We start from the raw sequence: 20,795 nt of genomic DNA on the forward strand, positions 1-20,795 counted from the left end.
AATGGACTCAGCCACTTAAAATCTGGAAAGGATGTATCTCTCAATTTATGATTTATTTCGAAGATAGAATTGACCCAGAATTAAGTGTTTAGTGCTGGGCTTCGCCCAGGAGTTTATCGCTTAAATTCTCCCAAGGATAGATATAATAAAGATAGAGGGTATATCCTCTATCCTCGGCAGAACCTTACTAAGCGCTCAGGTTACTCTCCAGTATTGCCTTACCCTCTTAGTAAGTAAGAGCCATGAATATTATACCCAAGTAAAGGGAAAATATTTTAAGTAAGCTTTAATTCTCCTAGTTGATCAAGTAAATAAAAAATCCAATTACACTAAATTATTTATACTCCCGGGAAAGAAAAACTATTTCAATCTGCTGAAAAAGTATATCTTCATCGTTACTGTAAAAACCTAGTATCTTCACACACTCTCATATACACTCTGGTGCTAGGTTTCTTGTATCTTGAATCTAAAATTTTTAGAACAGGATGTAATATTAATGATTTTTTTCAACAACCTTAAGTAAATTATTTTTTTATTTATTATATTCCAACGCTTGCCATTCTTAGCAGTAGTCTTTTTTGCGAATTATACTCACCTCTTTGATTATTTTTTGGGTTACCATCCTACTTATAAGAGATTGAAACAAGAAATACAGAAAGTTTTTGGTTTTTTAAAAGCCCTTTACCAGCCTACCTATAAGGGTTAAAATGATAGAGAGGGAATAGACCTCTCTTTTTTAATATGATTTTTTGGGAAGTACATATTTTTATACAAGAATCGACATAGAAGAAAAGGTTTCTAAATTGGACATCACTCCAATGAAGAAACCTTTTTTTATTTGCAGGATTTAACCTTTACTTATCGAATTATTATTTGAAAGAAAATCTTAAAAAGAGGAAAATGCTATGGAAAGATTATCGGGAATAGTAGAAAGAATAACATATATTAATAACATATATTAATGAAGAAACTGGATACGGTGTTGTTAAAATAATCACCACATTGGTATGATCCAACAGAGAGTAAATATATTGAATTAACCGTCGTCGATCACCAATAGCACAAAAATCCCTGGAGGTCGACGACAAAGAAAAAAAGACGAAAAATCCTTTAATACCAGGTGTTTTGGGATTTATATACCCGGTTTCAGTTTGTATAATGTTGGAAAATTGATTATTGACAAAAATCTAAAAATGCAGTAAAATAAAGACGTCTAATGGGTTACCAGCCTACCTATAAGGGATTGAAACTTGGAAAGATAGCTCAGAAAATAAAATTATAGTTGAGTTACCAGCCTACCTATAAGGGATTGAAACTTGTAATAATCATAATACAGTTCCAAGATGTCCAAGTTACCAGCCTACCTATAAGGGTTAAAATGATAGAGAGGAAAAATACCTCTCTTTTTTTAATATGATTTTTTGGGAAATACATATTTTTATACAAGAATCGACATAGAAGAAAAGGTTTCTAAATTGGACATCACTCCAAAATAGAAACCTTTTTTTATTTGCAGGATTTAACTCTTATTTATCGAATTATTATTTTGAAAGAAAATCTTAAAAAGAGGAAAATGTTATGGAAAGATTATCGGGAATAGTAGAAAGAATTACATATATTAATGAAGAAATTGGATATGGTGTTATTAAAATAAGATCTAAGGGCTATAAAGAACTCATTACTCTTGTAGGCAATTTAGCATCAGTTTGTGTTGGAACAGTTCTAGAAGTCAAAGGTAACTGGTGCTATAATCCAAAGTTCGGAAAACAATTTGAAGTAAGAGAGTGGACGGAAAAACTTCCAGCTACAATTTACGGTATAGAAAAATATCTAGGTAGTGGACTGATAAAAGGGATTGGCCCTATTTATGCAAAAAAGATAGTAAATCATTTTAAAGAAGAAACATTAAAAATAATAGAAGAAACACCTGATTTATTAATTGAAGTTCCAGGGATAGGAAGAAAAAGGGTAGAAATAATTAAAAAGGCATGGACTGAACAAAAAGAGATAAAAAATCTAATGATGTTTTTACAATCTTGTGGCATTTCATCTTCATATGGCAGTAGAATATATAAAGTTTATGGTAATGAAAGTATAAATGTAATAAAAGAAAATCCATATAAATTAGCTGATGATGTTTATGGGATAGGATTTAAAACAGCAGATATAATAGCAGAAAAACTTGGAATAGATAAAGAATCATATGTTAGATGTCGCAGTGGCATTTTTTATATTCAAAATTATTTATCGGGAGAAGGCCACTGCTATGCTAGTTTTGAACAATTGCTTAAAAAAGCAGTGGAGCTGTTAGAAATAGAAGAACCTAAAATAGTTATGACATTAAGCCATCTTATTCATATAAATGAAATTATCAAAGAAGATGAAATTTACTATTTACCACCATTTTATTTTAGTGAAAGAGGGACTGCGAAAAGAATCCATGAAATAATGAAAGGAAAACCACTGAAAAAAGTACAAATTAAAGAATTTAGAAACGAAGAAATCACCTACGATGAAATCCAAAAACAAGCAATTGAAATGGCCATGAAAAATAAATTTATGGTAATTACAGGAGGGCCAGGGACTGGTAAAACAACTACCATCAAAGGAATAATAAAACTATATCAAGAAGCAGGGATGAAAATACTGTTAACAGCACCAACAGGAAGAGCAGCTAAGAGAATGAATGAAGCAACTGGAATGGAAGCAAAAACCATCCATAGACTATTAGAATATAAACCACCGGATGGATATAAGAAAAATGAAGTAAACCAACTAGAAGGAGATGTTCTAATAATAGATGAAGCCTCAATGATAGACATTATATTAATGTATAATTTATTAAAAGCTGTACCAGATCACATGATAGTTATAATAGTCGGTGATGTTGATCAATTACCATCTGTAGGGCCAGGAAATGTGTTATTGGATATTATAAATTCAGGGGTAGTGCCGGTAGTGAAGTTGGAAAAAATTTTTAGACAAGCAATGGGAAGTAAAATAATAACAAATGCCCATAGAATAAATAAAGGCCTGTATCCAGACCTCAAGGGTGGTAAAACATCGAACTTTTTCTTTATAGAAGCAAAAGAAGATACAGTTGATGTGATTATAAAGTTATGTTCTAAAAGATTACCAGCATTTTATAAAGTAGATCCTATAAAAGACATCCAAGTACTAACACCAATGCAGAAAACAGAAACCGGTGTTTTAAATTTAAACATACTACTTCAAGAAGCATTAAATAAAACCCCGATATTTATTAAAAAAGGTGCAGTTGAGTATAGATTAAATGATAAAGTGATGCAAATTAGAAATAACTATGACAAAGAAGTATTTAACGGAGACATAGGTTACATTTCCTATATAGATAAAGAAGAAAACAAGCTAAAAGTTAATTTTGATGGTAGGGAAGTAGAGTATGAGTTTATGGAACTAGATGATATAGTGCTAGCATATGCCACCACCATACACAAGGCCCAAGGTTCGGAATACAAAATAGTAGTTATGCCAATAACATTTAGCCACCAAGTAATGCTTCAGCGGAATTTAATATATACAGGAATAACCAGGGCGAAAAGGGTGGTAATTTTAGTTGGTGAAGTAGGGATTATAAAAGAAGCTGTGAATAATAATGATGTGAAAGAGAGAAATACAAAGTTAGCAGGAGGTTTGGAGTGCTATACACTAACTGGACACGGATAAAAGTTTTTTCTCTTCCTTTCTTAGAATACCTTCTTTTTCCTAAAGATTTTACATTTTTATTAGAATTTTATTTTGTAGTTTCTTCTTATATTAGATATATTGACCATTTAATAGCTTTAAGAAGCCAATGTTTATATAATTGTGCCTTAAAACTATATTTTGGCAACTAATTCCTTACCTTTACTATGGTACTTTTCATATTCTATAGGGGATATATAATCTAAGCTACTATGACTACAGTTATACCAGGTTTCTATATAATTAATTATGGTTATTTTAGCTTCTTCTCGGGTTTTAAATCGCCTTCTATGAATTAAATCTTTCTTTAATGTTGCAAGGAATGATTCTAAATAAAGCCATCCTTCACCGGTGGGAATATAGGTTATATCTCCAACCCATTTTCATTTTTAGTTTTTTCCAGGTTAAAAATGCTACTGGGATGGCGATAGCAACAGAAGAGTATGGAGCAACATACTTTAAAGAAGAAAACTAGAACAAGAAAGAACATATATAGACGAAGTTCTATAAAGAGAAACTCTCATCTACTTTACTAAAAAATAGGTTGAATTTAACCTAAAAAAAGGGGTATAATGTAAATAGAAGGGAGTGAGAGGAAATGAAAATAGATATTAACAATTTAGTGTCAATCTCAGAAGCGAATCAAAACTTTTCTAAAGTGGCCAGGATGGTTGATGAGAGAGGAGCGGCAATTATTTTGAAAAACAATGCACCTCGCTATGTGTTAATAGAGTATAGTCAATTAACTAAGGTTGAAACTGCCAAAGATGAAGAAGTTCATGAAGTGGCTAGGAAAATTCTGTCGAAACATATGAAAGCCTTCGAGGAACTGGCAAAATGAGAAGACTTACAAAAAGTCAAGTAATCCATATGCACAGTTTTCTTATTAGAGAAACCGGTGGAAGCGATGGTCTTAGAGATGAAGGTTGATTAGAGTCAGCATTAAATGCACCATTTTTGACTTTTGCCGGGGAAGAGCTGTATAAAACAGTTCAAATGAAAGCTGCTAAACTGGGGTACTACCTTATTAGGAATCATCCTTTTGTCGATGGCAATAAACGGATAGGCCTATTGGCAATGATTACATTTCTTGAGCTGAATGGAATTGAGGTTATTGCTACTGACGATGAATTGATTCAGTTGGGGTTGGGTTTGACTGAAGGGTCTATAACTGATACTGATCTTTTGAACTGAATCCTCGACCATAGCTAAAAGAGTATCATCAAAAAACTCTTCATGGAGCTAAGAGTAAAATATAAAAATTAGGAAAAGCATCTGATACCCGGGTGCTTTTTTTCATACCCAAAGGAGTTGAAAATTTGGCGGAAATCTGTCGGTTAAATGAAAAGAAGCTTTCCAGTGTAATAGGATTTATGGGCATATTTAAAGCAGATCCAATGCACTGGTTCCCGAAACACGGGGAAAGTATGGATACCTTCAGAAGCCAAGTGAGAAAAAGGCTAGAAAAAACCAAACCAACCTTTAACTTTGGAGATATAGTGAAAATAAAAGATGGAGCTGAAACATATTATCCCAAAGGGCCGTTAATTCCAAGCTGGGTAAAGGATACCTATCATTTAATAACCCAAACCCAATCTAGAGGAAAACCTGTTTTAAGAGGTGGAAAAGAAGCTGTTCTTTTAGGAAAGAAAATCCACAAAAGGACTTTTCAAGAATCCCCAGGAATTATGACATGGGTAGATAAAGATATTTTAGAACCTATAAAAAAGGAAGAACAGCTATACTTTGTCCAAGTCGGTGCCTTTAGGGAAAAAGAAAATGCCAAAGCTATGGTAGAAAAACTTAAAAAAGTAGGCTTTGAAGCTATTATTAAAAAATAGGGGGAAGGCTTATGACAGAGGAAGAATTTCAAAGGGAGAAAAATTACAGGGTATCAATGGCCATAGCTAAGGAGATGTTGGAAAAGGGTATTATTAATATAGAAGACTATGAAAAAATAAAGGAGATATTTATAGAAAAATATAACCCCTTACTAGGCAGATTATAACTTGAATTGTATCGAAAAGAGAGTTAATATGGGTGCTGAAAGGAGGAGTTTACATGTTCACTATCAAAAAAATAGAAAGGAAAATCCCTGAAAAAACAATCCAAAAGAAAAGGGTAGCTGCCTATGCCAGGGTATCAAGTGGAAAAGAGGAAATGCTCCACTCCCTTTCAGCCCAAATTAGCTATTACAGTAGTTTTATCCAAAGCCATAGTAACTGGGAATACGTAGGAGTATATGCCGATGAAGGGATAACTGGAACAAATAGCAACAGACCAGAATTTCAAAGGCTATTAACAGATGCAAGGAAAGGCAAAATCGACCTTATAATCACCAAATCAGTATCTAGATTTATGCGAAACACAGTAGAACTTTTAGAAATAGTTAGGGAACTAAAAAGCTTAAATGTAGATGTATACTTTGAAAAAGAAAATATCCATACAATGAGCGGGGATGGTGAGCTAATGCTAACTATCCTCGCTTCTTTTGCTCAAGAAGAAAGTAGGTCAGTAAGTGAAAACTGTAAATGGCGGATAAGGAAAAACTTTTCTGAAGGGAAACTAAACGGTGGCCAAATCTTAGGTTATGACTTAATAGGTGATAAGTTAGAAATAAATCAAAATGAAGCAAAGATAGTCCAAAGGATCTTCCAAGACTTTTTAGCAGGGATGGGTAAAGAAAAAATAGCCCAAAGGTTAAACGAAGAAGGAATAAAGACTAAACGGGGTAATAAATGGAGTCCAAACAGCATAGCCGGCATTTTAAGAAATGAAAAATACACCGGTCAGTTAAAACTACAAAAAACATATGTTTCAGATAACCTAACCAAAAAGAAAAAGAAAAACAGAGGCCAACTTCCTACATACATAGTTTCAGAAAACCATCCCAAAATAATCGACAAAGAAACCTTCGACAAAGTACAAAAGGAGTTAGAAAAAAGGGCAAAAAGATATCAGCCCAAACAAAAACCATCAAAATACCCCTTAACAGGCCTTATCCAATGTGGACTATGTGGCAAAAACTATCGGAGGAAAATAAATAACATAGGAACAAAATACCAAAGGGTTATCTGGATTTGTTCCACATACAACTCTAAAGGTAAGAAAGAATGTCCAGCAAAACAAGTACCGGAAGATATACTATTAGAAGAAAACCTAAAGGACATAGAAAAAATTATAGTTAAAGGTGACAACACTTTATTATTTATATATAAAAACGGTGAAAGGAGGCTAAAAGATGTCAGCAAAAGCAGTTAAAATAATCCCAGCTACAATAACTAAAATACAAAGAGAACTACCCCAAAAGGAGAAAAAAAGGGTAGTAGCCTATGCTAGGGTTTCCACCGACTCAGAAGAACAACTATCCAGCTATGAAGCCCAAGTAGAATACTATACAAAACACATCCAATCTAACCCCAACTGGGAGTTTGCAGGGATTTATACCGATGAAGGGATATCGGCAACTAATACTAAAAAAAGGGATGGATTTAACAAAATGATAGAAGATGCCCTTGATGGTAAAATAGATATGATAATCACCAAATCAGTGTCAAGGTTTGCTAGAAATACAGTGGATACCCTAACGACAGTAAGAAAACTCAAGGAAAAAGGTGTAGAAGTATACTTTGAGAAAGAAAACATCTACACCTTAGACACCAAAGGAGAGCTATTGATAACTATAATGTCTAGCCTTGCCCAAGAAGAAAGCCGGTCGATATCGGAAAACGTAACCTGGGGAACTAGAAAACAATTTGCAGACGGTAAAGTAAGGGTTCCATATAGGAGATTTTTAGGCTATGAAAAGGGAGAAGATGGTCGCCCTAAAATAGTAGAAGAGGAAGCAAAGATAGTGAGGTTAATTTACAAACTCTTTTTAGAAGGCAGGACAATTAGGGGAATAGTAAAGTATTTAGAAAAGGCTAACATTCCTTCACCGGGTGGTAAGAAAAAGTGGCAAGATACTACAGTAAAAAGTATCCTAAAAAACGAAAAATACAAAGGAGATGCCCTTCTACAAAAGACCTTTACAGTGGATTTTCTCACCAAAAAGAAAAAGGTAAACGAAGGGGAAGTTCCAATGTACTATGTAGAAAACAGCCACCCTCCTATAATAGAGCCTAGGATATTTGATTTAGCACAGCAAGAGTTCAAAAAAAGGGAAGGGTTAAAAAGATACAAAGCAGCATCCATTTTTTCCGGTAAAATAATCTGTGGTCAATGTAAAGCTTTTTTTGGCCCTAAAGTATGGCACTCTAATAATAAATACCGGAGGATTATTTGGCAGTGTAACCACAAATATGAAAACAACTGTACCACCACCCACCTATATGAAGAAGAGATTAAAGAAATCTTTATTGAGGTATTTAACAACTTAATAGAAAAGAAAGAAGAAGTGGTAAAAGATTACCAAAGGATAATTGAAACCTTAACAGATACAGATAAACTTGGTTTAGAGAAGAAAAGACTAGAGGAAGAATTAGAAAGACTAACGGAAAAAATTAGGGATATGGTAGAAACAAATGCTAAGAAAGCATTGGATCAAAGAAAGTACCAACAAAAATATACCCAGTTAGTTGAAGAATATAAAAAGGTTAAAGGGAAATTAGAAGAAATAGAAGAAAAAATATTTGAGAATAAAATAAAGGTAGATAGGCTTAAGGAATTTATCGGGATATTAAAGGATAGGGAAAAACTGCTGACTTCCTTTGATGAAGAATTATGGCTAAGTACAGTGGATTTAATTGAAGTAAGCGATGGAGTTAGGGTGATATTTAAAAATGGTGTGGTAGTAGAAAATAATCAATTTTAAATAAAAAATTCAGAAAAATTATTGACAATTTTAAAAAGTTGTTATATTATTTTTTTATGAAAAATTACTAAATTTACCTAAAATGTAATAAGACTAATAATAAGGTAATTAAAGGGTGGTGCTTAAAAAATTGTTATTAAAAAAATGGCCATGTGTTATGCAGCATGATGCATCAGACTGTGCTGCGGCAGTGGTTTCAACAATATTATTATCATATAAACAAGAGACCACACTTATGAAAATTAGGGAAATAATAGGTACCGATGCATATGGTACAACAGTAAAAGGAATAGTAGAAGGGTTAGAAAAACTTAAATTTAATGTAAAAGCTGTCAGAACAACAACGGAAGAAATAACAAAAGAATTGACCTATCCAGCAATAGCACAAGTTATTACTAAAGAGGGGTTAAATCATTTTATTGTAATCCATAAAGTAACTAGAAAAGATAAAATAATTGTAGCTGATCCTGCACAAGGAATAAAAACTTTTACAAGAGAAGAATTTGATAAAATATTTACAGGAATAATGATATTTGCAATACCGACAAGTGAATTTGAAACAATTAAACTAAAAAATAAAGGAATGTTCAATTTATTTGTATCCTTGATACTACCCCAAAAGAGCCTTTTAATAACTATCATACTAGCATCGATATTATTAACAATCTTTGGAATCATATCTAGTTTTTTCTCAAAAATCATTATGGATGAAATAATACCCTATGGACTCAAAAGAAGCTTATATATGTTTTTGATAATATTTGGTATAGTATCATTGATACAGAATTTAATATCATCTTTCAGACAACATATTTTATTGTATTTATCGAGGAAAATTGATATACCTGTACTTTTAGGATACTACAATCACATAATTCACTTACCTTACAGTTTTTTCGGTACAAGAAAAACAGGAGATATAATAACAAGATTTCAAGATGCAATGACAATAAAAAATATTTTTACATCAGTAGCCATATCATTAGTACTAGATGTTACTTTAGCAGTAATAAGTAGTATAATATTGTGGTACTTAAATTCAAGGCTTTTTATAATTTTAGCAATAATGTTACTGATAAATGTAATATTAATTTACATATTTAAAAAACCTTATCGGAAAATAAATTATGAACAAATGGAAGCAGGAGCGACACTTAACTCCCAATTAATAGAGTCAATAAAAAACATAGATACCGTAAAATCACAAAATGACGAGAAAGAACAAATGGACAAGCTTGAAAAAAGATTTGTCACCCTTTTGCAGATAAGGCATAAAGAAGGGGTCTTACAAAACGTACAAGGATTTATCTCTACTTTTATAAACTCTTTAGGAAATATATTTTTACTAGGAATTGGAGCTTTGTACATAATTGATGGTAAAATGACAATAGGAGATTTGTTGGTATTTCAAACACTAAGCCAATTTTTTATAGAACCAGTACAAAATCTAGTAGGGTTACAAATAACATTTCAAGAAGCTCAAGTTGCGATGAATAGGTTAAGTGAACTAATGGGCTTAGAAAGGGAAGATTCCGAAACAGATGATAAAATAAAGGATGTAGATCTAAATGGAGATATAGAATTTAGAAATGTAACCTTTGCTTATGGCTCAAGACCTCCAGTAATAAAAGACTTTAGCTTATCCATACCCCAAGGCAAAAAAATAGCTATAGTAGGTGAAAGTGGAGCAGGAAAAAGTACCTTAGCAAAACTATTATTAAAATTTATCACCCCAAAAGAAGGAGAAATAACTATAGCAGGCTATTCATTATCAGATATTGACCACAACTTTTTAAGGCAAAAAATAGCTTATATTCCACAAAACATACAACTTTTTACAGGAACCATTATAGAAAATCTAAAAGTAGGTAATCCAAATGCAACATTAGAAGAAATAATGGAAGCATGTAAAAAAGCAGGAGCATCTGACTTTATTGAAAAATTACCAAACAGATATAATTCATACATAGAAGAAGAAGGAGGAAACTTATCAGGAGGAGAAAAACAAAGATTAGCAATAGCTAGAGCGTTACTTTCAGATAGCCAAATCCTAATTTTTGATGAAGCAACTTCAAACTTAGACTCCTTTAGTGAAAAACAAGTACAAAATTTTATCTTTAAAAAAATTAAAGATAAAACAACTATTATAATAGCCCATAGATTATCTACAATAATAAACTGTGATTTAATCTGCCTTATAGAAAAAGGTAAAATAGTAGAACAAGGAACTCACGAAGAGTTAATGGAGTTAAACGGTAAATATGCAAGTTTAGCAAAAGCACAAATAATTACAAAAACACCTTCTAAAGAAAAACAAAAAGAAAACACACAGCTAGAGGAGGTCACCTATGAGTAAATTAGAAATAAAAGAAAATAAAAAGCTGGTCTTAAAAAATGTGCTTATTAAAGAACTAAAAGGAATAAACATGGAGGATTTAAATAATGAAATAAATAAATTTTTAAACACCTTAAAAGTATTAAAAGTTCAAACCTTTGGACCTCTAATAACAAAAAGCTATGGTACTAATATCCATGAAGATGGAACTATATCAACTAATTATGATTTAATGATTCAAGCTCATAACTATTTGCAATACAAAAAACAATTTAAAGTAGAAAAACAATTAGAATGTAGTCATTGTATCTATCTAAGGTTTTCAGATAAACCCCAGTACTTACAATATGCTTATTCAAAATTAGATATATATTTTTATGAAAATGATATAGAAAGTAATGGAGTTACCTATAATGTATTTGTATCAGAAACAGAAGATAATATAGTGGTAGATATCTTCAAACCAGTGGTAATAGTATGAGACTGTATAAAAAAGAAGAGTTAAGGACCTCAAGGATCTTTTTTGATAAACAGCCCCCTAAATTCTTAAAAATCTTTATAATATTTATATCTTTTATACTAATAACAGCCATTTATTCATCAACTAAAATAAATAAACCTTACATAGTAAAGGCCCAAGGTGTTGTAACAACAACAGATAACCAATATATATCAGCAAAAACAAGTGGAGTAATACAAACCATAAATAAAACCTCGGGGGAAAAGGTAAAAAGAGGGGAAGTTCTCTTTACAATAACAACTGGACTAGAAGGAATCCAAAAAGAAGCTATTTTAGAACAAATTGATAATCTTAAAAAACAACTAGAAGTATTGGATAGATATAAAAAGTCTTTAGTAGAAAAAAAGAACTTATTGAAAAAAGAAGGAATAGAACTAGAATATTATGGAAAAGTTCAATACTATTTGGATAGTATCAGTAAAGAAAAAGCAGAAAAAGAAAGACTAAACAAAGAATTAGAAGAAAAAAGAAGAGAATATGAAAAATTAAGTAAAGGAAAAGAAGAATTGAAAGAAAAGTTAGATAACTTTACAAGTAAAGAAAATCTAAATGAGGAAAAATTAGAAATAGAAAGCAATTTGGAAACAAAGAAAACACAGTTAGAAGCAAAGCGAGAAGAAATTCAGCAAATACAAATACAATTAGATAATTTAAACAACTACTCCCAATCAAAACAAATTTATTATCAGTTAATAAGTGAACTTGGACAAGTCCAAAATACAATAGAAGGGAAATTGATAGAACTAAAGGGTAATTTAGAACTGGCAAAAGGACAAGATAAAATATTTGAGATTAAAGCAAATGATGATGGAATTGTTCACTATTTAATACCAATAAAGAAAGGAATGTCAATACAACAAAATCAGATGATTGCAGAAATCTCATCAAGCGACCGAGAAAATCTTATAGTAGAAGCATATATAAATGCTCAAGATAGAACCAAGATTAATATAGGAAACCAGGTAGATATAGCTGTTAGTGGTGTAAATATTTATAAATATGGCACATTAAAAGGCAAATTGGTACATATAGATATAGGGACAATAACTCAAGAAACCAGTGGAGGTAATTTAATATTATATAGATCTTTAATAGCAATAGATGATAATAAACTTACAAGTAGAGATAACAGTACAGTTGAAATACTAAAATCTATGCCAGTAGAGGCAAGGATAGTGTATGAAAAGGAAACTTATTTTCAATGGATAATGAAGTTACTTAACTTCAGGAACTGAATTGTGTTATTAAGGTAGCGCGCACCTTAATATATAAAAAAATATTAGGAGGTATGTTTAATGAGTACATTAGTATTACCAAACAACTACGTTGAACTTGAGCAAGAAGAGATGATGTATTTGGAGGGGGGAGATCGGTTCAAAAGTGCAGTTGAAGGTACTATAGTAGGGGCAGGCATTATTTCACTTGGTGTAGGAGGAGCGAAGGCTTTGGGCGGTACAACTATAATGTCTATGTCAGTAACTGCAGCTGCAGCTTGTGGTCCAGTAGGCTGGGCAATTATTGGCATAGTAGTTGTTTCAGGTGCAGTAGGAGGTTATGCAATAGGTAGAGGAATATCTGGAAATTGGTAATATAAAATCTTATTAGATAAAGGAATATAACTGAGAAATTATATAAAAATGCTCTCAGTTATATTCCTAAATTTTGAAAAGATATAATTTGGGACAAATAACGAGTAATAATTGTGTTCAGATTTATAATTGGAATTTATTAGAGAATATAAACTATAAGTAATTTTATTGTTTAATACGTTTGTTGGTAAAAAACAAAATTATTTGATATTTTAGAGGTGTTAATATTGAAGGACAAAAGATATTTAAAAATAATAACATATTTTCAGTCAATTACTATACTTTTAGTTTCAATAGCATGTATAGTTGCATTAGTTTGGAGTTTTAAAAATTACAACATATATGCTTCTTTTTTAAGTATAATTACCCTCAATATATGTATTTATTTGGGGCATTTTATAATGCCTAAATCGATTATGTTTTCGAAGGGTATATACAAATTTAATGATAGTGAAATATTAAGTATTATAAATGCAAATTTAAGAGAGTCTAAAGTAAAATATAATAATTTATATATTTATATTAATAAATTGGATTATTACAATGCTAGGATATTCAAGAACAAGGATATATATATATTTATAAGTGAGGATTTATTAGAGAAGTTATCAAAAAAAGATGTTATGGCTATATTGTATCATGAAATATATCATGTTATAAATAAAGATTTAATTAAAGGTTCTTTCTTAGTTAGTACATACCTATTTTTATTGAGTTTTTTTCTGTATATAATCAACATATTAGAATCAAATTTATATTATATTCTTTTTGTTATTATATCAATAGTTTGTGTTGTGTTTATATTTACTTTTTATAAAAGACAAGAAATTAATGCTGATATTTATGGTGCAAAAAAAATGGGTGATTACAATGTTTATATAAATATGTTAGAGAAAATTCATCCGTATAGTAGAAAAGTAATATCAACCCATCCATCTTTAGAAAAAAGAAAAGAAAAAATAATAAAATATTTTAAAGAAAATGAGATTAAATGATCTTGGATCTATGTCATTACATTCGACAAATTTCAAGTTTTTACTATTCCCTTTACAATCTAATTTGGTAAAATCCCCATATAATCCTACACCAAATAAAAAGACCTCTTTCAAATCCTGTCAGTCCTAGGTAGGCTGGTAACACAAAGAGAGAAAATTGTAGGTGAATTTGGCAACCGTTTCAGTCCCTTATAAAAACTTAATAAGCAAACAAAAAAAGCCCTTGAAATCAAGGGTTTTAAGGTTGTATTAAATAAAGGGAAAAATCAGGAAAATTATTACTTTTGTGGAATATTATTATTTGTAAACAACTACGTTGAACTTGAGCAAGAAGAGATGATGTATTTGGAGGGGGGATTTAATTTTCGTAATGGGTGGTGGAACTCAGTTACTACTGTTTCTGTTATTTTAGATGTATCAATAGCATTATGTAGTCTAGGTAAATCAATAAAAACTGGTGCTGCTTTACGTAATCTTCTTCAAAGTAATGCCGGTCAAGTTTTAACAAGAAAACTCAGGAGTGAAATTATTAGGTTATTTGGTTCAACGGCTGGAAGAGTGTTTACTGCTGCTATAAGTGTTTTAGGAAGTATAACAGGGTATTCAATAGGAAACATGATAGCTTTGGCTATTGATAGGGTTGATCAAAATCCGAATAATGGATATCTTTTTGGGTAGGTGATAGCTTGAAAAAGATAATAGAAAAAGATGAAGCGATTCGTCAGATAGAAAAAGCGTATAAACCTAGTTTATTTGATCCAATTATGGCTACAATAGTTTGTTCAGCACCCTATGGACATTTACTACTTGATATTATGGAAAATTCAGAAAGAACACTAACATCTGCTCTTATTTCAGGACCGTTATTAGTTGTAGTGGGGTTTTTCTGGACTTCCTATTATTATAAATTAGTAGAATATAAAAATGAGATTAGATATTATTTAGAAAATCCTAGTGAATTTAAGTGGTAAATATTTTAATTACAGTACTTTGTCAATAGTTAGGTAGCAGGTAGTAATGGTCAAATACTTGCTACCTTATTTGTACTGTTTACTGTATTGGCAAAGGATTATGGAATGTTTTATAAAATGCTTTTCCAGTAATAAACGGTTGATATTTTAATTTGTAGCATAAATTTGAATCATAAGATTGAACTTCTAGCCTATTTCAAAGAAGAGCTGTGTAAAGTAATGCAGTTGGATCTATATCAATAAATTAGACAAAATTTTACTTTTTACTAAAATTACACCATCCTTAAGTAACACCTTCAAATCCTGTTAGTCCGAAACTAATAAGCAAACAATTTAACACATAACCAAAAAAGCCCTTGAAATCAAGGGTTTTGAGGTTGTATAAAAACTCTCCCCGTAAGAAGAAACTCTTATGGGGAGAAATTTTTTAATGCAATTTATTTTAGTTCTTGTAGTTTTGCAATTCTGTCATCAGGATCAGGATGAGAAGAAGCTAAATTGGCCCATAAACCTTTAGCACTTAAATTGTATCTACTCACTTTAACACTTAATGAAAAGGGGGTTCTCAAATCCTGTCAGTCCGAAATCAATAAGCAAACAATTTAACACATAACAAAAAAAGCCCTTGAAATCAAGGGTTTTGAGGTTGTATTATATAAGAAAAAAGAAGGAAAATTATTACTTTTGTAGAATATATTATTACCAAACAACTACGTTGAACTTGAGCAAGAAGAGATGATGTATTTGGAGGCGGGGGGTACTTTTTCAGTACATTTTTCAAATGATTTTTTAACAGGTTTAGCTGCAGCATTAGGTGGATCTATAACAGCAGCTGCTATAACTAAATATTTGGTATTAAACGGAGGGAAAGTTGCATTAGCTTTTGCAGCTGCTTCAGCAGGAACAGGGTCATGGCTGTCAGTAATTGGTTGGGCAGCTTTTTCTGGCGCAAGCGTTTATATTGGTGGTTACATTGCTCAGAGGATAACAGGAGCATTGCTTAGAGGAAATGGTATAACTGTTCCAATAATTAGTGGGAGGCTTATTCCAGACTACACTTTAATAATTTAAAATAGTTGTATTATAGTTTAATAGTTAATTAACCAGTTAAATACCACTCTCTAAAACTTAATTGACTTTACAGTATCAAGGGTGGTATTTAACTATACAATAATATTACTAAAACTTAGTTATAATTTAAATATTAAGGAGGCTATTTGATTTTATGAATATAAAGGAATTAACTCCTATTGGAGCAATTATTATAGCAATAGCTTATGTGATATTTTTTAGACTGGCTAATAAGTTTATTTTACCTGAGGTAAAAATACCAATTTTATTAGATAGGTTTATTACTTTTGTACCAATAACCATTTTTCTAGTATATTGGGCTATTCAATATTTTAAAAAATAATTTTTTCGATCTAAAAATAATTTTTATTTTTAATTTTGATACAACTAATATATAAAAAATAACTTTTTGAACGAAAAAGGGAAGTGTTTAAGTTGCAGGATAAAAATTTTGATTTTGACGCAGATAAAGATGCAATTTTAACCATTCTATTAACTTTCTGCCTATCTTTTTTCTTCTTTTTTTTACTTTTGTATATAAGTGGTAGAGTGCCTGTTACAATAATTTTGATTAATTTTTTAAAATTTGTTGTTATTTATTTTATTTGTGTATTTATCCATGAAATTGGACATCTATTAGTATTTCTGATTAAAGGTTATGAAATTAAAGTAGTTATTATAGGACCTTTTGCAATAATTAATAGTAATAAGCTAAAACTTAAATGTATAACCCCATTTATTGGAGGTGGAATTGTTATACCAGGGCTTAAAGATGTGAAAGACGAGGAAGGATATAATAAGTTAGTTGATGATTTGAGGTTAGTTCTCATTACCGGTCCTTTTTTTAGTGCTATAGTATTAATTTTAACCATTATTAAAACATTGATAACAAGAGATATAACAATTTTGTCTTTTTTTATAATTATATCCAATATTTTAATTATTTTTTCTGCAATTGGTAAAAGAGGAGTACCTGGGGATATTCATCAATTTATTAAGTATAAAAGAAATAAAGATGAAGCTATACCAATATTTTATAACTATACACGCTTGGATAACAATCCAAATAGTTTCTTAAAAATTAAATTTTTACATTATGTAGAGGAGAAAATTTTAAGTGGTGAAACTCTAGATTTAAATATAATACAACTTGCTCTTACTTTATATATTCTAGAAAAGAGAAAAATTCCTAATTATTTTAATGATTATTTAAACAATATTTTTATATTGGCATTTAAAAAATCTAATTACTACTATAATCGTGTACAGATTCATGTAATTATTCATCTCTTGATTTATATTGAAAAAATATTCAATAATAACAATGAGAGGATACTGAACTATCTTGATATTTTATCAAAAGATCCTGTGATTGATATTTATAAAAAGGATCCTGTTCTTAAATATCACCAAAGTAGGACAAAATATTTGCTTGGAGAAAGAGATGAAGATCTTTTTGGAAGAAATTGTACCCCAGATATTTATTATTCCATCTTTAATGAATTTAAACAATATAGGATGATTGAATATAAGATTAATCGAATGATTCTAGATAGTGAGCATAATAAGAGACACTAATTAACACATATGAATAATAAATTTAAAAGACTACTTTCAAATCCTGTCAGTCCGAAACTTAATAAGCAGACAATTTAACACATAACAAAAAAACCTTGAAATCAAGGGTTTTGAGGTTGTATTATATAAGAGAAAAGAAGGAAAATTATTACTTTTGTAGAATATATTATTTGTAAACAACTACGTTGAACTTGAGCAAGAAGAGATGATGTATTTGGATGGTGGGAAAGTGTCTTCCAGAGTATATTATAACAGGACAGGTTATATGTCACTCTATGGAATAGCAGCGGCTTTCGGTTTTAATTCAGTCTATGGTGCAACGATTACTGCGGGTGCTGCCGCAAGTGGATTAGGACTTCCGTTAGCAATGTTTACAGGTGTAACAGCAGGTTACCAAGCGTACATGGCCTCACAATTTGCATCGGCTGGGTCGCAAGCGGAAATATATTTTTCTAGACACGGAAAATATAGAGTAACAATAACATCACTATTTGGAGTCATTACAGGTGTGAAGGCTGAGAGGGGATAGTAAAATGGGTAGTGTGTTGTTAAACTTAGGAATTTTAGTAGCAATAAATATAGTTTTTTCATTGTTCTTATACTATGAAAAAAAGAAAAGAAGAAGTAATGATAAGGACAAAAAAACAAACTTTTCTTTCCATTTTGGTGCTCAGTTTTTCGCGGCTGCTTTGCTTCCAACAATAATAATAATTGTAATTATTGCAAAAAGTTTTTTTGATTTTATTGTAATATATGCTTATTTTATATTATTAGTATTTTTATCAAACAAGCTATATAGTAAACATAAAAATGTATAAGAATTAAGGCGCTTCAGTGATAAATGCACTGATGATTGCATTAACTAACGGAACTATTGGTTATATATTTTCAAAGTATGAAAACAAACGTATAAATAGATAGTTCCAACATTACGGGAATGGCTGCGTCCTTAGCTTTTGCATTAATGCTTTTTGCTCCAGACTTAAAAAGCATTGCTTTTTTTCTTTTCCTCATATTGGTATTTAGTTATTTATCAATTTAGATTGATTAAAACCAGTTGAAAAATTAATATAGCTTGAGAGAACAGGTCGATTGCAATGTAGTTTATTGCCTTGTAATCGACCTATTCCCCCATACGTCGGTTGCAAAAATCAGTTTCTGACATCAATGCCATCAACTCGAGCCATGCTGTAGATCTATATTAAATTAGACAAAATTTTACTTTTTACTAAAATTACACCATCCTTAAGTAATACCTTCAAATCCTGTCAATCCGAAACTAATAAGCAAACAACTTAACACATAACAAAAAAGCCCTTGAAATCAAGGGTTTTGAGGTTGTATAAAAACTCTCCCCGTAAGAAGAAACTCTTATGGGGAGAAATTTTACTGTAAAAGCAGGGAAATGAAATAGAGTTGTAAAGTATTGATACAAGAAGATCCCTAAGATTTACCTTTTACTTGCAACAAGTAGCGGGCTCATTTTTATATTAAATCAAATAGTTTAGATCGCCCATTTTCGATTACCTGTAAATGAAACTGTTAGCCAATGTGGTGTATTTTTAACAACTCTAGCAATTTCTTCACGAATCTGGTCTTGGTCATCAATTGTCTTTACTAAACTATCCTTAGTCACAACGAAATCTATTTCAATCCATAACTGTTCTCCTACTTTTGCTATCCGTACATACGATTCTTCAATTAGATACTTTTTTTCGATTTCCTTTACTTTGTTTTGTATCGGTTCAACTAATGGGTGTTCTGGCTTCTTTCCTAAAAGTTGATTTATTGAATCTTTTATTGCTATAAAAGGGAGTTTAATGCATAAAATTGAAGCTATGATTACCATAGTTGGATCGGCATATGGCACAAATTTAACAAGACTGTCTATTTGAGACATCCCTTTTGCAAGTGCAAAACCACCTAAAACACCAAAGGAAATATACGTATCCATCATCCATTGATTTTTTTCTGCTGTTATAAGACTTGAAGTACCCTTTGCTTCTTTTCTTTTTAACCAAAAATAAATAGCATAACAAACAAAGGATGCGAAGATTGTATATGCAAGTGCAGAACTTAAAAGTGTTTCTCTTCCGCCAGTAAGTAAAGAAAAAATAGCAGCGATTAGTGAAGCTAAAACCAATATCAAAATCACAGAATATTTAACTATAATTACCAGTGGTTGAATCATTTCCTTCCCAAATGGGTATTTATGCCAATCCTTTTTATTCATATATGAAACTGAGTAAAGGGAAAGTAAGGATAATACTACACTGATAAGAGAGTAAAGTCCATCAAATAAAATCATCTGTGATGAAATGATTAACCCCCAAACAATACCAGTTACCGCAAACATAATTGCAGTAATAGTAGAGATCAATAATAATCTCTGGTCATCTTGTTGTTTGCATGTCATATTATTCTACTCCTTTTTCATTTATTGATTTTAAAAGTTATATTTTAGAAATAAGATATGTGTTAATTTGTAAAAGCATTATACATGCCATAAAAAGTTTTATCTATAACACAAATAAAACCTCCTTTTCATTTTAACACTTAATGAAAAGGGGGTTCTCAAATCCTGTCAGTCCGATACTAATAAGCAAACAATTTAACACATAACAAAAAAAGCCCTTGAAATCAAGGGTTTTGGGGTTGTATCATATTACTTGTTTTTAGATGGTCGGACTGACAGGATTTGAACCTGCGACCCCTACACCCCCAGCGTAGTGCGCTACCAAGCTGCGCCACAGTCCGACACGCCTTCTTAGAACATTAATTATATTACACTATTTCCCTTTAAATGTCAATAGTTTTTTTAATTTTAGTAGTGAACAGTCCCGCCAACAATTGAAATTACCTTATCATAGGATATTTTTGTGTCATCAAAAAGTACATGGCTTACATTAACTACAGTGATATTTTCTAAACTTAATAAAGTTTTCTCAATCTCTCTAGCTACTTTTTCATCAAGACTGGCAAATGCTTCGTCTAAAAAGATGATATCTTTATTGGCAAGAAGACTTCTGGCAATAGCTATTCTACTTTTTTCACCGCCAGATATATTCTTACCATTGTCGTAAATTATTGTATCCAATTTATTTGGTAATTCTTCTACAAACTGGGTAAGCCCTGACCTTCGAATAGCTAAGTTAATCTCTTCATCACTATAATCTTTATAAAGGGTTAGATTATTTCTC

At 30.9% G+C, this 20,795-nt stretch carries 20 protein-coding genes, 1 tRNA gene and 2 pseudogenes; 19 read left to right on the plus strand and 4 right to left on the minus strand.

What is annotated here, in order from left to right; translation table 11 throughout:
* Positions 1–1,578: 1,578 nt before the first annotated feature.
* The gene (gene recD2, locus BMX60_RS08245; RefSeq protein WP_091351026.1) at positions 1,579–3,705 is read left to right on the plus strand and encodes an SF1B family DNA helicase RecD2; all 2,127 of its coding nucleotides are present in this window, start codon (positions 1,579–1,581) and stop codon (positions 3,703–3,705) included.
* Between the two features lie 152 nt (positions 3,706–3,857).
* Here the strand turns inward: recD2 and BMX60_RS08255 are convergent.
* Positions 3,858–4,103 (minus strand): annotated as a pseudogene (locus tag BMX60_RS08255) (IS3 family transposase); the annotation flags it as partial.
* A gap of 218 nt (positions 4,104–4,321) precedes the next feature.
* Between BMX60_RS08255 and BMX60_RS08260 the strand changes: the two are divergent.
* The 18 genes and pseudogenes from BMX60_RS08260 to BMX60_RS08340 all read left to right on the plus strand — a co-directional run bounded on the left by BMX60_RS08260 (position 4,322) and on the right by BMX60_RS08340 (position 18,413).
* Positions 4,322–4,564 (plus strand): type II toxin-antitoxin system Phd/YefM family antitoxin, encoded by a 243-nt coding sequence (locus BMX60_RS08260; protein WP_091351028.1) that lies wholly within the window; start codon positions 4,322–4,324, stop codon positions 4,562–4,564.
* Between the two features lie 101 nt (positions 4,565–4,665).
* Positions 4,666–4,917 (plus strand): annotated as a pseudogene (locus tag BMX60_RS12320) (type II toxin-antitoxin system death-on-curing family toxin); the annotation flags it as partial.
* A gap of 125 nt (positions 4,918–5,042) precedes the next feature.
* Positions 5,043–5,564, plus strand: coding sequence for an SPOR domain-containing protein (locus BMX60_RS08270; protein ID WP_091351029.1), 522 nt, complete (start codon positions 5,043–5,045; stop codon positions 5,562–5,564).
* Between the two features lie 11 nt (positions 5,565–5,575).
* Entirely contained in the window at positions 5,576–5,731 is a 156-nt protein-coding gene (locus BMX60_RS11895; protein WP_143055912.1) for an SHOCT domain-containing protein, read from the plus strand.
* Between the two features lie 53 nt (positions 5,732–5,784).
* Positions 5,785–6,984 carry a recombinase family protein gene (locus BMX60_RS08275; RefSeq protein WP_091351030.1) on the plus strand — a complete coding sequence of 400 codons (1,200 nt, stop codon included), beginning with the start codon at positions 5,785–5,787 and terminating at the stop codon, positions 6,982–6,984.
* Positions 6,965–8,536, plus strand: a complete 1,572-nt coding sequence (locus BMX60_RS08280; RefSeq protein WP_091351031.1) for a recombinase family protein — start codon at positions 6,965–6,967, stop codon at positions 8,534–8,536. Before BMX60_RS08275 ends, BMX60_RS08280 begins: the two co-directional genes overlap by 20 nt.
* Positions 8,537–8,693: 157 nt before the next feature.
* Positions 8,694–10,892, plus strand: coding sequence for a peptidase domain-containing ABC transporter (locus tag BMX60_RS08285; protein WP_091351045.1), 2,199 nt, complete (start codon positions 8,694–8,696; stop codon positions 10,890–10,892).
* On the plus strand, positions 10,885–11,352 hold the full coding sequence (locus BMX60_RS08290) for an AraC family transcriptional regulator (RefSeq protein ID WP_091351032.1): 468 nt from the start codon (positions 10,885–10,887) through the stop codon (positions 11,350–11,352). Before BMX60_RS08285 ends, BMX60_RS08290 begins: the two co-directional genes overlap by 8 nt.
* On the plus strand, positions 11,349–12,626 hold the full coding sequence (locus BMX60_RS08295; protein ID WP_091351033.1) for an HlyD family secretion protein: 1,278 nt from the start codon (positions 11,349–11,351) through the stop codon (positions 12,624–12,626). Before BMX60_RS08290 ends, BMX60_RS08295 begins: the two co-directional genes overlap by 4 nt.
* Positions 12,627–12,686: 60 nt before the next feature.
* Positions 12,687–12,980: a hypothetical protein gene (locus tag BMX60_RS08300; protein ID WP_091351034.1), complete on the plus strand. Its 294-nt coding sequence runs from the start codon at positions 12,687–12,689 to the stop codon at positions 12,978–12,980.
* A gap of 227 nt (positions 12,981–13,207) precedes the next feature.
* Positions 13,208–13,975, plus strand: coding sequence for a M48 family metallopeptidase (locus BMX60_RS08305; RefSeq protein ID WP_091351035.1), 768 nt, complete (start codon positions 13,208–13,210; stop codon positions 13,973–13,975).
* A 336-nt stretch (positions 13,976–14,311) separates the two neighbouring features.
* On the plus strand, positions 14,312–14,653 hold the full coding sequence (locus BMX60_RS08310; RefSeq protein WP_143055913.1) for a hypothetical protein: 342 nt from the start codon (positions 14,312–14,314) through the stop codon (positions 14,651–14,653).
* 8 nt (positions 14,654–14,661) lie between these two features.
* Entirely contained in the window at positions 14,662–14,946 is a 285-nt protein-coding gene (locus BMX60_RS08315; RefSeq protein ID WP_091351037.1) for a hypothetical protein, read from the plus strand.
* A gap of 735 nt (positions 14,947–15,681) precedes the next feature.
* A complete protein-coding gene (locus BMX60_RS08320; RefSeq protein WP_143055914.1) occupies positions 15,682–16,017 on the plus strand; it encodes a hypothetical protein in 336 nt (111 codons plus the stop codon).
* Between the two features lie 154 nt (positions 16,018–16,171).
* On the plus strand, positions 16,172–16,360 hold the full coding sequence (locus BMX60_RS08325; protein ID WP_091351039.1) for a hypothetical protein: 189 nt from the start codon (positions 16,172–16,174) through the stop codon (positions 16,358–16,360).
* 92 nt (positions 16,361–16,452) lie between these two features.
* Positions 16,453–17,595, plus strand: coding sequence for a site-2 protease family protein (locus BMX60_RS12070; RefSeq protein WP_091351040.1), 1,143 nt, complete (start codon positions 16,453–16,455; stop codon positions 17,593–17,595).
* A 205-nt stretch (positions 17,596–17,800) separates the two neighbouring features.
* Positions 17,801–18,124: a hypothetical protein gene (locus BMX60_RS08335; RefSeq protein WP_143055915.1), complete on the plus strand. Its 324-nt coding sequence runs from the start codon at positions 17,801–17,803 to the stop codon at positions 18,122–18,124.
* 4 nt (positions 18,125–18,128) lie between these two features.
* On the plus strand, positions 18,129–18,413 hold the full coding sequence (locus tag BMX60_RS08340) for a hypothetical protein (protein WP_091351042.1): 285 nt from the start codon (positions 18,129–18,131) through the stop codon (positions 18,411–18,413).
* Positions 18,414–19,099: 686 nt separating this feature from the next.
* Here the strand turns inward: BMX60_RS08340 and BMX60_RS08345 are convergent.
* The 3 genes from BMX60_RS08345 to BMX60_RS08355 all read right to left on the minus strand — a co-directional run.
* Positions 19,100–20,011, minus strand: a complete 912-nt coding sequence (locus BMX60_RS08345) for a cation diffusion facilitator family transporter (RefSeq protein ID WP_091351043.1) — start codon at positions 20,009–20,011, stop codon at positions 19,100–19,102.
* Positions 20,012–20,275: 264 nt separating this feature from the next.
* Positions 20,276–20,352 (minus strand) — tRNA-Pro (locus BMX60_RS08350).
* Positions 20,353–20,419: 67 nt separating this feature from the next.
* Positions 20,420–20,795 (minus strand): ATP-binding cassette domain-containing protein (locus BMX60_RS08355; RefSeq protein ID WP_143055916.1); only part of this gene is annotated, 376 nt, incomplete at its 5' end.

Source organism: Anaerobranca gottschalkii DSM 13577, assembly GCF_900111575.1.
Lineage (GTDB): Bacteria > Bacillota > Proteinivoracia > Proteinivoracales > Proteinivoracaceae > Anaerobranca > Anaerobranca gottschalkii.

Bases quoted from the DNA above. Each gene is read 5' to 3' on its own strand.
- recD2 (WP_091351026.1), top strand. From the start codon at position 1,579: ATGGAAAGATTATCGGGAATAGTAGAAAGAATTACATATATTAATGAA.
- BMX60_RS08260 (WP_091351028.1), top strand. From the start codon at position 4,322: ATGAAAATAGATATTAACAATTTAGTGTCAATCTCAGAAGCGAATCAA.
- BMX60_RS11895 (WP_143055912.1), top strand. From the start codon at position 5,576: ATGACAGAGGAAGAATTTCAAAGGGAGAAAAATTACAGGGTATCAATG.
- BMX60_RS08275 (WP_091351030.1), top strand. From the start codon at position 5,785: ATGTTCACTATCAAAAAAATAGAAAGGAAAATCCCTGAAAAAACAATC.
- BMX60_RS08280 (WP_091351031.1), top strand. From the start codon at position 6,965: ATGTCAGCAAAAGCAGTTAAAATAATCCCAGCTACAATAACTAAAATA.
- BMX60_RS08285 (WP_091351045.1), top strand. From the start codon at position 8,694: ATGCAGCATGATGCATCAGACTGTGCTGCGGCAGTGGTTTCAACAATA.
- BMX60_RS08290 (WP_091351032.1), top strand. From the start codon at position 10,885: ATGAGTAAATTAGAAATAAAAGAAAATAAAAAGCTGGTCTTAAAAAAT.
- BMX60_RS08295 (WP_091351033.1), top strand. From the start codon at position 11,349: ATGAGACTGTATAAAAAAGAAGAGTTAAGGACCTCAAGGATCTTTTTT.
- BMX60_RS08300 (WP_091351034.1), top strand. From the start codon at position 12,687: ATGAGTACATTAGTATTACCAAACAACTACGTTGAACTTGAGCAAGAA.
- BMX60_RS08310 (WP_143055913.1), top strand. From the start codon at position 14,312: ATGATGTATTTGGAGGGGGGATTTAATTTTCGTAATGGGTGGTGGAAC.
- BMX60_RS08320 (WP_143055914.1), top strand. From the start codon at position 15,682: ATGATGTATTTGGAGGCGGGGGGTACTTTTTCAGTACATTTTTCAAAT.
- BMX60_RS08325 (WP_091351039.1), top strand. From the start codon at position 16,172: ATGAATATAAAGGAATTAACTCCTATTGGAGCAATTATTATAGCAATA.
- BMX60_RS08335 (WP_143055915.1), top strand. From the start codon at position 17,801: ATGATGTATTTGGATGGTGGGAAAGTGTCTTCCAGAGTATATTATAAC.
- BMX60_RS08340 (WP_091351042.1), top strand. From the start codon at position 18,129: ATGGGTAGTGTGTTGTTAAACTTAGGAATTTTAGTAGCAATAAATATA.
- BMX60_RS08345 (WP_091351043.1), bottom strand. From the start codon at position 20,011: ATGACATGCAAACAACAAGATGACCAGAGATTATTATTGATCTCTACT.